This is a genomic window from Kocuria sp. HMSC066H03 (genome assembly GCF_001812045.1).
GTDB lineage: Bacteria > Actinomycetota > Actinomycetes > Actinomycetales > Micrococcaceae > Kocuria > Kocuria rhizophila.
Window position 1 is genome coordinate 888,775 of the sequence record NZ_KV807506.1, and the last position, 12,406, is coordinate 901,180.

6 protein-coding genes are annotated in these 12,406 nt (G+C 69.0%); 2 read left to right on the forward strand and 4 right to left on the reverse strand.

Features of this window, described 5'->3' with window-relative positions:
• Nucleotides 1–2 precede the first annotated feature (2 nt).
• From HMPREF2833_RS12815 to HMPREF2833_RS07415, 3 genes are all read right to left on the reverse strand, one after another.
• The gene (locus HMPREF2833_RS12815; protein ID WP_070637226.1) at nucleotides 3–3,062 is read right to left on the reverse strand and encodes a DUF11 domain-containing protein; all 3,060 of its coding nucleotides are present in this window, start codon (nucleotides 3,060–3,062) and stop codon (nucleotides 3–5) included.
• A gap of 184 nt (nucleotides 3,063–3,246) precedes the next feature.
• The gene (locus tag HMPREF2833_RS07410) at nucleotides 3,247–5,400 is read right to left on the reverse strand and encodes a glycoside hydrolase family 15 protein (RefSeq protein WP_219620212.1); all 2,154 of its coding nucleotides are present in this window, start codon (nucleotides 5,398–5,400) and stop codon (nucleotides 3,247–3,249) included.
• A gap of 57 nt (nucleotides 5,401–5,457) precedes the next feature.
• Nucleotides 5,458–5,838: a hypothetical protein gene (locus HMPREF2833_RS07415; RefSeq protein WP_070637228.1), complete on the reverse strand. Its 381-nt coding sequence runs from the start codon at nucleotides 5,836–5,838 to the stop codon at nucleotides 5,458–5,460.
• Nucleotides 5,839–6,002: 164 nt separating this feature from the next.
• On the opposite strand from HMPREF2833_RS07415, the gene HMPREF2833_RS07420 reads away from it, so the two are divergent.
• Both HMPREF2833_RS07420 and HMPREF2833_RS07425 read left to right on the forward strand, forming a co-directional pair.
• A complete protein-coding gene (locus HMPREF2833_RS07420; protein WP_070637230.1) occupies nucleotides 6,003–7,421 on the forward strand; it encodes a glucose-6-phosphate dehydrogenase in 1,419 nt (472 codons plus the stop codon).
• Between the two features lie 193 nt (nucleotides 7,422–7,614).
• Nucleotides 7,615–10,575 carry a DUF4401 domain-containing protein gene (locus HMPREF2833_RS07425; protein WP_246829096.1) on the forward strand — a complete coding sequence of 987 codons (2,961 nt, stop codon included), beginning with the start codon at nucleotides 7,615–7,617 and terminating at the stop codon, nucleotides 10,573–10,575.
• A 144-nt stretch (nucleotides 10,576–10,719) separates the two neighbouring features.
• On the opposite strand, the gene HMPREF2833_RS07430 is transcribed toward HMPREF2833_RS07425, so the two are convergent.
• On the reverse strand, nucleotides 10,720–12,282 hold the full coding sequence (locus HMPREF2833_RS07430; RefSeq protein ID WP_070637234.1) for an AbgT family transporter: 1,563 nt from the start codon (nucleotides 12,280–12,282) through the stop codon (nucleotides 10,720–10,722).
• Nucleotides 12,283–12,406 lie beyond the last annotated feature (124 nt).

The following is a 12,406-nucleotide window of genomic DNA, read 5'->3' on the forward strand; positions in this document are numbered from 1 at the left end:
GCTCAGCGACCGCGACTACGACGACGCAGCATTGCCGCGCTCACACCGGCCGCCCCACCCAGGACCACCAGAGCAGCAACCACCCACCAGGTGCGCGAGTCCGAGACCACACGGTCGAAGCCGGTCTTCACATCCACCCCACCGGCACCACTCGAGGGGGTGGACCCTGGACCACCCGGCCCCGCAGCTCCATCAACAGGCCCAGCACCCGGGGTCCCGGGCACCACCGGGGAATCCGGTGCGGGATCTGTGGGTGACGGGTCCCCCGGCGCCGGAGAAGTCGGCTCCGAGGACGGCTTGCCCGTAGGAGACGGCTCCGGGCTGGGCTCATCCGTCACCGAGGGTGAGGGCACCGGCTCACTCGGCTCCACAGTCGGTTCCGGAGACGTGGGCTCCGGCGACGGTTCCTCCGTGGGAGAGGGCCCAGGCGTCGTCGGCTCCGGGGACGGCTCCTCCGTCACCGACGGGGACGGCACCGGCACCACTGCCCGCAACGACACCGCGGTGCGGGCCGTGGCACCGGCCTGCACCGCCGACAGATTCACCGGGTTCTCCGAGAAGTCCCCGTCCCACTCGAACCCCGCCGGCGCCTCGGGGCGCTGGAACGTCACCACGCAATCATCGTTGCGCCACACGGTCTCATCCAAGGACACCCGCCCGGTGGTGCTGCCCGCAGCCACCCGCACCTCGGCATCAGTGGTTCCGGAGGACTTGCACACCATCTGAGCGGGGAACACCAGATCCTGGTCCAAAGACGCACCCGCCGGGAGGTTCACCGTGACCTCACCGAAAGTGGGCACCAGGGTGTTGGCCACCCCGAAGTTCACCACCGAGGTGTTGGACCCCGGAACGGTGTCCCCGGACGCCGCAACCGTGGTGGTGATCGGATACGACCTGCCCTCCACCACACCGGCCGAACCATTGACCCGGATCCGCACACTGTCCCCGGTCCCGAGAACCGGGATCACACCGGTGACCGCACGGGTGGCGGGGTCGAAAAAGAACTCCGGGCAGGTCACGTTCTGGGTCGAGGTCTTGGTGACCACCTCACAGGTGATGGTGTCCCCCGCGGCAGGATCGAAGACGTACCCATTAGCAGGAAGCACGATGGAGAACTTCGTATCCCGGGCCACACCGCCCTCATTCGACACCGTAGCTGTGACGGGGAATGCACTGCCTGCCTGCGGAGTCAGTGTGGGTACCGCGGTTTCCGCCGCAACATCGTTGCAGCCAACACGCTGCTCTGTGTCGTCCGCCCAGTATCCCGACCCCGCTCTGAGCGTGTAGCTGGTGGTGTAGCTGCCGGGCTCACCTGACGGGCACACACCGTCCAGCTGGACCGGGGCGGAGGCGATGAGGACGAGACTTTCCCCTGGTCCCAGAGCAAAGGTGTAACCCCCGCCCAGAGCACTTTGGAACGTCGAGCAGTCCCCCGAGCTCTCCCCAGGAACGCACGTCACGTCCCTGGGGAGAAAGTAGGAGAAGCCCTGGGGCCTGGAACCCGGCGACACGCCCAGGACAGCCTCTGTCACAGCTGTATTCGAGTTGTTCGTGATGACCACCCTGTCCACGGTGTCCTGCCCTGAATAGACCACCTCCGGGGACGTTCTATCCGCAGTGATATCCAGAACTCCCTCACCGCAGTCCGGGAGGTCGGCAATGACGTAGTCAACCAGGGTGCTCTCTCCGGTCAGGGGTTGCTCACCCACTCGGATGTTGTTTGCATTGACCGAGTTGACGCCCGTACCGCCAGCTCTGCAGGTGGCGCCCAGTCGCATCGGGATCGAGAGCACCAGCCGTGACCCAGCCGGCAGCTGCACGTCTTCAACGGCAAAACCATCCGCCGTGACGGCCGTTCCGGTGACGCCAGGCGGGCACGGTGCCGACGATTCCGCAGCGCAGGAGACGCCACCGGTGGCGGTGAACCCAACGTAACCCGAGTGGATGAGGGTGTCGACGAGTGAGCCCACGGACGCGGGGGTGTCATTGGGATTCTCAACTGCGATGGTGAAGGTCCGTTCCTCACCGGAAGGGGCGCTCGGCTGGTCCACCGTCTTGGAGAGGATCAGCGGACGGGGGCAGAGCGAGCCACCCCCGGTCACGAAGAACTCGGCACTCGAGTAGCTGTTCCCCTGCACCTCGTACGGCGCACCGGTTGAGGTGGCCTGCTGACGGGGGTAGAACTGCGAGGTCACAGTGCCCGCCCTGGATGATCGGTTCAGATTGCACGACCGCTCGACGGTGAGTGTGGTGGAGAAGACGATCTTCTGCCCGGGAGCCAGGTCTACTTTTGCACCGTCGAAGGGCATGCGGGCACGGTTGTCCCCCGTTATCGAAACCTTTCCCAGGCTGTCAGCAGGGCAGGGAATCTCGGAGGATGTCGCACATTCGGTGGTTCCCTCGAAGGAGTAGCTCGCGCCGTCGGCCGGCCCCGATGTGCCTTCGAACAGGCCGCGGAGATCGAAGTTCTCGACAGCCACGGGCCCCACGTTCTCGAACGTGGTGGTCACCGTGACCGTTCCCCCGCTGGCCACGGTGGTGGGAGAGACCGTGGTGGTGGTGTTGACCTGCGCCTGGGCCAGCGCGGTGTTCTGCGTGGAGGTGTTGGAGGAGGGATCCAACTCCGTCACACCGGTGGGAGCGGTGATCGTGGCAGTGGCCGTGGCGGAGGACCCTGCCCCGAACGTTCCCCTGACCGTGATCACGGCGCCACCGTTGCCGGGGAACTTCGTCAGGGTTCCTAATGCCCTGCCATTGGCCACGGTGAAGGTTCCACACACTGCTCCCGCCGTGGGGGACCCGCAGGTGACCGTCACACCGGTTGCACCAGCGGGGGCGGTGAAGTCCACCCGGGACCCATCAGCAGCCGAGGGCCCCAGGTTGGAGACCGCGATGGTGTAGGTGAAATCCACATTCGGGGAGGACTGTGCCGGTCCGGTCAGGTTGACCTGCAGATCGGCCTGCTCCGCGGCCTGTGCGGCCGGAGCGATCCCGAGAACAGATGCTATGGCCAGCAGCAGCACAAGGAAGAGGTGGGAGGTGGTGCTGAGGGTTCTACCCATGATGGATCCGCCCCGATCGCCCCTGCAGGGGTGTGGTGCCGACGTAGACATGTGCAGAGTAACCTGCTAGGCATTCGTCATTCTGACGGGAGGTGTATAAGCACTTACATGACACTGTCCACTCTTAGGGGGACACGTGCCCCGAAGTTCACGCCCGGGCTCAGCAAGGCACGCCACAGCAACCTCACCCCGCCGCGCGGTGCGCCTCCTCCAGCGCGTCCGCGGCGCGGATGAGTCCCAGGTGGCTGAAAGCCTGGGGGAAGTTGCCCGCGAGACGCCCCCGTGCGACGTCGTACTCCTCCGAGAGCAGACCGAGGTCCGAGGCGAAGCCCACCGTGGTGCGCATGAGCTGCGCGGCGTCCTGGACCCGTCCGGAGCGGGCGTACTGCTCCACGAGCCAGAAGGTGCAGATCACGAACGGTGCCTCCTCGCCGGAGAGCCCGTCCGCAGACTGCCCGCCCGGGGAGGTGCGGTACCGGCGCAGCTGCCCGTGCTCCACCTGCAGATCGCGCTCGATCCGCTCCACGGTGCGCAGCATCGCCGGGTGGTCCGGGGCGATGAAGCCCGTCTGGGGCAGCTGCAGCAGGGAGGCGTCCACCTCGGTGCCGCCGTAGGTCTGGGTGAAGATGCCCAGCTCCTGGTTGTAGCCCTTCTCCCAGATCTCGGTGTGCAGCCTGTCCCGCAGCCGGGTCCAGCGCTCCACGTCCCCCGCGAGGCCGTGCTCACGCACCGCCCGCAGGCCCTCGTTGAACGCGGTCCACATCATCACGCGCCCGTGGGTGAAGAACTGCGGCTCCCCGCGCATCTCCCAGATCCCGTTGTCCGGGGTGTCCATGTGGAGCTCGCAGAAGGACATGAGGTTGCACTGCAGGCCCCACGAGTAGTCGTTCTCCTTCTGACCCGCGTCCCGCAGAGTGGCCAGGGCCATCATGACCTCACCGGCCACGTCCGCCTGGTACTGGTCCTCCGCGCCGTTACCGATCCGCACCGGACGCGAGCCCTCGTAGCCGCTGAGGTGCTCCAGCTGGGACTCGGTGATGTTGCGGCGCCCGTCCACGCCGTAGAGGATTTTCAGCTGGTCCGGGTTCCCGGCGACCGCGCGCAGCAGCCAGTCCCGCCACAGCAGTGCGCCGTACTCGTGGCCGCGCTTCACGAGCGCACCGATGGTCAGCGCGGCGTCCCGCAGCCACGTGTAGCGGTAGTCCCAGTTGCGCTCGCCCCCGAAGTCCTCCGGCAGACCGGCCGTGGGCGCCGCCACGATTCCCCCGGTCTCGGAGTGGGTCAGGGCGCGCAGCACCAGCAGGGAGCGCTTGATGATCTCGTGGTACTCGCCGTCGCAGTCCACCGCGGAGGCCCAGTCCGTCCAGAACGTGTGCGTGGCCCGCTGCGCCCGCTCGGGGTCAGCGGGCACCAGCAGCTCGCGGTAGGACTCGCTCCACGTGAGCACCCAGTCCAGCTGCTCACCGGCCTGCATGCGGAACGTGCCGCGGTGGCCCCGGCGCAGGCCCTCCAGCACGCGGATGTCCGCGCCCGGGCCGTGGGCGGCGTCGTGCTCCACCGCCACGTCCTTGCCGTCCCGGCCAAGCTGGTAGGGCTCCAGCTGCGGGCCCGTGAGCAGCAGCGCGTCCGGGCCGGCGACGGCGAGCAGCCCCTTCCCGTCCGTCTCCCCGGACCGCGCCTCGTGCGCGGCGCGACGCACACGCTCCCGGAAGTGGCGGTACCAGTGCGTGGCGCGGGACTCCCCCGCCGCGCCCTCGGCGGGCATGTTCCCCGCTGCGGCTCCGGTCTCTCGGGTACCGGTCTCCGGGTCCTGCGCGGACGACGCCGCTCCCCGCGTCCCGTCCGCCGCGTGCGGGGCGTGGGTGGTGCCCACCGGGTGCGGCTCGGAGGGCGAGTCCTGCATGTGCGCGCAGTCGTCCCCGTTGGAGTGGCTGCCCAGGTCCACGCGGCGCACCCACGGGGTGATGCGCCCGTAGTCGAAGCGGATCCGCAGGTCGTGCTCCACCTCCACGGTGCCCTCCAGGCATTTCACACGGCGCACGAGGTCTGCGTGGTCGTCACTGGGCGGCAGGAAGTCCGTGACGAGCACCCGGCCCGTGGGGGTCCGCCACTCGGTCTCCAGGATGAACGTCTCCGGGACGTACCGGCGGGAGACCACCTCCCCATCCACCGCACTGAGCTTCCAGCGCCCGTTGTCCTCGTCCCCCAGCAGCGCGCAGAACACAGCGGGAGAGTCGAAGCGCGGGAAGCACAGCCAGTCGATGCTGCCCTCCCGCGAGACCAGGGGGCCGGTGTGCAGATCGGCCAGCAGGGCGTAGTCCTCCAAGGGGGTGCTCATGGGGGTCATTGAAGCACCGGTGCCTGGGGGCGGGTGCACCGTCACGCGCTCATGGAGCTAGCTGCGCAGCGCCTTGAGAAGGTCGACGAGCTCATCAGTAGTCTTGTACTCGAACCCGTCGATGAAAACCTCATCACCGGTCTGGCCGTTTTTGAACGTGACATCACACCGCCGAACGTCCTGCGGCCTCCCCTCCCCACGTGCCCACTGCCGGAGCAGGTCTAAAACCTGCAAGGCAGCGCCGAAAACATCACCCGCGCTCACGCTCTGGATCGTGAAGTAGGCGACTGTGACGGCATCGGCGATCTCGCCAGGACCGACCGCGTAGCCGACACCGGAAGTAATTCTCTCGAAGCCAAGGTCTTCGACGGCTTCGCGGGTCTCCCGCGTTGCCGCACTTTCCGTTCCAAACAGGAAGTACTCGCCCGTGATTTCCATGGGAGTCCGATCTGTCAAAGGCCCCGAGCTAACGGGGCACGTTGAACCAGCTAGAGGTTTCCAATGGTAAATTAGCGCCGCCATGATTTGAACTTTCGGATCCAGCTGAACCGGAAAATCTGGGCTCAAGGAGCGCAACCCCCCTCACCCCCTACCCTGATCCCATGGACAACATCAAGACCCTTGTGATTCTCGGCGCCTCCGGTGACCTCACCGCGCGCCTCCTGCTCCCGGGGCTGGGCTCCCTACTCGCCATGCAGCCCGAGCGGGAGATCACGGTCATCGGCTCCGCCCGGGACGACTTCCCCGGCCCGCTCGGCCCGGACGACGACGTGCGCGCCGAGACCTGGGAGGACACCGTCGCCAAGGCCTTCGACTCCGTGGACGCCACCGGCCCCGCCGTGGACCACGCCCGGGAGAACACGCGCTGGGTCTCGTGCGACGTGACCGAGGCGGCGGACCTCGAGACGCTGCTGGGCGGCGTCGTCGGCCCCGTGTGCCTGTACTTCGCGCTGGCCCCGGCCATCACCAAGGAGGCGTGCGCGGCCCTGGCCGAGCTGGACTCGCTGCCCGAGGACCTGTACCTGGCTCTGGAGAAGCCCGTGGGCACGGACCTGGACTCCGCGCGGGCGCTGAACGCCCAGGTGGCGCAGCTGGTGGACGAGGAGCACACGTTCCGCGTGGACCACTTCCTGGGCATGCCCGGCGTCCTGGACATCGTGGGGCTGCGCTTCGCCAACCGGCTGTTCGAGCCCATCTGGGACCGGCGGCACATCGAGTCCATCGAGATCGTCTTCGACGAGACCCTGGCGCTGGAGGGCCGCGGCGAGTTCTACGACTCCACCGGTGCCGCACGGGACATGCTGCAGTCCCACCTGCTGCAGGTCATGGCGCTGACCATGATGGACCCGCCCTCCCGCTTCGACCCCGTGGAGGTGCCCGCCAACACCGCGCACATCCTGCGGGCCACCCGGCTGTGGGACGAGGAGTCCGCGATGCACGCCGCCGAGCACCCGGGGATCACCCCGGTGGTGCGCGGCCGGTACACCGCCGGAACGGTGGGCGGCCACGAGGTGCCGGACTACGCGCGGGAGAAGGACGTGGACCCGGAGCGGGAGACCGAGACTTTCGTGCAGGTGACCCTGGAGGTGGACACCTGGCGCTGGAACGGGGTGCCCGTGACGCTGCGCTCCGGCAAGGCCCTCGGCAACCCCGCCCAGCACATCCGCGTGACCTTCCGCCGCCCGCCGCACGAGTACCGGGGCTGGCCGCACCCCATCGCCCCCAATGCCCTGACCGTGGGTTTCGAGGAGGAGCACGTGCAGCTGGAGGCGAACGTGGGCAGCCCCTTCGACTCCCGCGGGATGAACCGCCTCACGCTGTCCAGCGGCGTGCCGGAGCCCGGGCTCACCGCGTACGGCTCCGTGATGCGCTGGATCCTGGACGGAGACCCCACCTTCACCGTGCGCGCGGACGCCACAGAGGAGGGCTGGCGGATCATCGACCTCATCCAGCACGCCTACGACACGTGCGCGCCCCTGCAGGAGTACCCGGCGGGATCCGCCGGTCCGCAGACCGCCTGAGCCCACGCTCCGCCGCCACCCTTCCGGGGGTGGCGCGCATGCGAGCGCTGGACGACCAATTTTTCGTGACTTATTCATAAACATGTCCCCCTGTCGGTAGGTCGTGCCCCCGGCGGCCCCCGGAGTCTGTTATCCAGGAATTGCCCAGGATCACGTGCTGGGCACCGGCTGCAGACACCAGGGAGAGATGACCATGCCTTCATCGGCGCACGATCCGGCGGGCGAGGCCCGGGAACCGGACCCGAACACCACCGGGGGTGTTCCCGCCGCTGAAGGCACGGGACACCACCGGGACGAGACCACCTCCGCCGCGAGCGACACGGAGCAGACGCGGGCGATGCCGCCCGTCCAGGGCACCGACCGCACGGGCGAGGCCCACCAGACCAACGGTGCCGCCGCGAACGGCACCGCGGGAGCGCCGTCGCACGCTCCCGCCGCGAGCGCCGGGGCACCCGCCGCCGGCACCGCCACCACCGCAACCGCCGGTCAGCCCGGCGCCCCCGCCTACACACCCCCCGCCGCACTGGCGAGCATGACCTCCCGGCACTGGTGGGTTCCCCTGGTGGCGGGTCTCGGCGGCTACGTGGGCACGGTCGTCGGAGCTGCCATCGCCCTGGTGCTGAGCATGCTGGGTGCGGCCATCTCCGGAGACTCCAACGGCAGTTTCGCGGACCAGCTCAACGACCAGGTGGACGACCTCAGTGGTGTGGACCCCGGAGCGTCCAGCTGGAAATGGATCTTCTTTGCCCCCTTCCAGCTCGCGGCCATGGCTGCCCTGACCCCCCTGCGGCTGATCATGTCCTCGGAGGACGATCGCCTGTCCGGGGGCATCGCTGTCCCGCAGTACTTCGCGCTGGCGTGCGGCGTTGCCGCCGCATGGTTCCTGGCCCGCAAGCTTTCCGCGTCCCTGCGCGTGGAGAACCGTGTGGTGCAATGGCTCATGGCCGCACTGGGCGGCATCAGCTGGGGCCTCGTGGCCCTGATCGTCACCGCGCTCACCTCGCTGCAGACCAACACCTCCATCTACTACACGGATGTGCGTGTGCGCATCACGGCCGTGGGCGGCCTGCTGTTCCCCGTGCTGTTCGTGGTGGGGCTGCTGACGATTGCGTCCGCGCTCAACGCCCGCTCCACCCAGACCTCCCCCGGCCGCGTGGTGATCGGCGCCGAGCGCACCGCTCCCGGCCTGCTGCAGGTACTTCGTCCCATGGCGGTGCAGTTCGCGGTGTTCGGCAGCCTGGCTGGCCTGGGCCTGCTGATCTACGCATTCGTCAAGGGCGGCGCCGTTCTCGGCTTCTCCGCCCTGCTGTGGCTGCCGCTCGCCGTGGGCTGGTTGTTCGTCATGGGCCTGCTCTCCGCGCTCTTCGCGGGCGGACAGGCGGCCTCCTTCGCAGACTTCACGGGGGGTTCCGGCACGGCCTACCTCTGGACCGACGCCGTGGTGCCCGTGTGGGCCGTGGTGCTGATCATCGCCCTGGCCGTGCTGTCCGTCGTCTGCGCGGCTCTCACCTGGGCCCATGTGCGCCCCGTGGACCAGCGCGTGGCCCGCAACCCTTTCTCCTGGGCCGTGCTGCCCCTGGCCTACTTCCTGCTGGGCCTTCTGCTCATGTGGCTGCTCCGGGTGTCCGGGTCCTTCATCGGTGAGGGCTCCGACACGGCTTCCGCGGGCTTCAGCGTGCGCCCGGCCGGCTGGACCTGCCTGGTCTTCCTCCTGTGGGGCGTGGTCATCGAGCTGCTCGCGCGCTTCGTGGCCCCCGCCTTCATGCACTCCCTGCCCGCCCCGGTGACCCGCTGGCTGCGCGGTTCGGAGCGCTCCCGCGGGCGCGCCGCCGTGGTGGCCTCCGCCGCCGCGATGGGGGGCGCGGCCGTCGCACACCACGGCGCGGCGAACGCCGCCGCACCGCAGGGCGCCGCGGCGTCCGGCACCCCCGTGCCCGCTGCCCCCGCGCAGGAAACGGCCGCGGCGGCGTCGTCCCCGCAGTACCCCGCGGAGCCCGCCGTGACCGCGCAGCGCGACCACACGGCCCCCGTCCCCGGGGAGCAGACCCAGGAGCTGCCCCGGTACGACGACGCCGCGGCTGCCACCTACACGCGCCCGCCGCGTGAACCCATGGACCCCGCCAAGAAGAAGCGGATCCGGCTGATCGCGATCATCGTGGGCGCCGTGCTGCTGCTGGCCGTGGTGGCCGCCGTGGTGTTCTCCGTGCTGGGACGCACCGTGTTCGGCCCGGACAAGCAGGCCGAGCAGCTGCTGCAGTCCGCGACGAACGGGAAGGCCACCGCCGTCACGGAGGCGGCCGACCCGAACGTGAGCACCAGCGAGCGTGCCCTGCTCACGGACGAGGTCTACGGCGCCGCCGAGAACCGGATCTCGTCCTACGAGATCAAGGACACCCGGATCGACGGGGACCACGCCACCGTGAACGCCACCGTGACCCAGGACGGCGTGACCACCCCCGTGGACGTGCCCATGGTCAGCGACTCCCGCAACGGGCTGTTCAAGTCCTGGCGCGTGGACGAGAGCGCGGGGGTCCCGCTGTACCAGAGCTTCAGCGTGGAGATCCCCGCGGGCGTCAGCGAGCTCACCGTCAACGGCCAGAAGGTCGCGGTGGACGAGCAGGGCGAGGCCCGCAGCACGCAGTTCACGGTGCTGCCCGGTGACTACGCCGTGGCCGTGTCCTCCACGAGCAAGTACGTTACCTACGGCGGCGAGCAGGTGGCCGAGATCCGCGCCGGGTCCGCACCCCTGTCCTCCGGCATGGCGTTCCAGCAGTCCTTCACCCCCGCGCTCGAGCAGGACGTCACCAAGCAGCTCAACGCGCAGCTGGACAAGTGCGCCAAGACCGCCGAGTTCGAGCCCGAGGGCTGCCCCTTCGAGTACTCCATCTACGGGGACGAGAAGGACTACCGCAACCCCGTGTGGAGCATCGAGAAGTACCCCACGTACTCGGTGTCCCGCTCCCCGTTCGACAGCGGCGAGATCTCTTTCACCACCACCAAGTCCGGTGAGGCGCGTCTGGACTACCAGCACAACGAGGAGTACGACGACGACGAGCCCGCCGACTGGTCCGACGAGGACACCACCACGAGCATCTCCACCTCCGGCACCGTGGTGGTGTCCGGGGACAAGCTCACCGTGAAGACCGGCGACTGACACCCCTCCCGCTGCCGCGGGACGTGACGACGGCGCCTCCGTCCGCATCGCACGGGCGGGGGCGCCGTCGTCGTCGGACCAGGAGACCTGGCGGTCGCCGGATCGGGGCAGTGGCGGGGCCCTGGCCGACTGGTCAGGCCGGTGTCAGAGGTCCTGGGGGCCCAGCGGCAGGCCCAGCAGGTACCAGGCCACGAACAGCAGGAACCAGCCGATCAGCATGGCGATCGACACCGGCAGCACCAGGGAGATCAGGGTGCCCACGCCGGCCTGCTTCTGGTAGCGGCGCAGGTAGCCGAGCACCAGGGCGAAGTACGGGCTCACGGGGCTGATCACGTTGGTGGGGGAGTCGCCGATGCGGAACAGCGCCTGGGTCATCTCCGGGGACACGTTCAGCAGCATGAGCATGGGCACCATCACCGGGGCCAGCAGCGTCCACTGGGCGGAGCCGGAGGTGATGAGCAGGTTCATCACGGCCACGATCACCACGATGCCCGCGAACGTGAACACGGGACTCAGACCCAGCGAGCCGATGAAGTCCGCGCCGTGCACGGCCAGCACGGGCCCGATCCCGGACCACTGGAAGTACGCGGTGAACTGCGCGGCGGCGAAGAACAGCACGAGCACGGGAGTGACGCCAGCCAGGCCCTTGGCCATGGCCTCGGGCACCTCTCGGGCGGTGGTCATGGTCCCGGCGGCGCGCCCGTAGACCCAGCCCACCACCGCGAACATGATCGCGATGACGATGCCCACGTTGAGCAGCAGCGGGGACATCAGGATGGAGCCGTCCTCCGCGCGCAGCGGCGAGCCGGGGGTCAGCAGCAGGGCCAGGTAGATGGCCAGCATGATCACGAACGCGATCCCGGCGTTGCGCAGACCGCGCTTCTCGCGGGGCTTCAGGCGCATGTCGTTGAAGTCGCCCATGTCCTGCTGCTTGGTGTCCGTGTCCTCGGCGAGCGCCTCGCCGCGCTTGGACAGCACCGTCTCGGTGACAAGCGTGATGATGGCCGCGAGCACGAAGGAGGAGACGAACGTGAAGAAGTAGTTGGACACCGGGGTCACGATCACGGAGTCGTCGATCAGTCCCGCGGCGGCGGTGGTGATCCCGCCCAGTAGCGCGTCCGACGCCGTGGGCAGCAGGGACGCGTTGAAGCCCGCCGCCACGGACGTGAACGCCACGATCAGCCCCACCACGGGAGAGCGCCCTGCGGCCTTGAACGCGAGCGCGCCCAGGGGGATGAGCACCACGTACATGGCGTCCGAGGCGATGGAGCCGGTGATGCCGGTCAGCGCCAGCACGAAGGTCAGCCACTTGGGGCCCACGCGCGCCACGGAACCGCGCAGCGCCGCGGAGATCATCCCGGACTGCTCCGCCACGGCCACGCCGAGCAGGACCACGATCACCAGACCCAGCGGCGGGAACTCCACGAAGTTGGTGACGGCCTCGGAGACCATCTTGCGCAGCCCCTCCGGGGACAGCAGGTTGGTCACCGCCACGGCCTCCCCCGTGGCGGGGTTGACCGCGCTGAGGCCCACGGCGGACAGGATCCAGCTGAGCAGCAGGACGATGCCCGCGAGCATCAGGAACAGCCAGAAGGGATCGGGGAGCTTGTTGCCCAGCCACTCGATCCAGTTCAGGACCCGGAGCAGGCCGCCGGTTCCCTTGCTGCCCGCGCCCTTCGGGCGGGCGCTGGGTGCGGTTGAGGACATTGCGGATTCCGTTCTGACGGTGGACGTGTGATCTGCCTAACGTACGCAACGCCCGGCCCGTCGTGGGTGAGGACACGAGGGAGCGCGCAGTGTGGCGCCGTTCCCCGGGCGCCGCACACAGAGT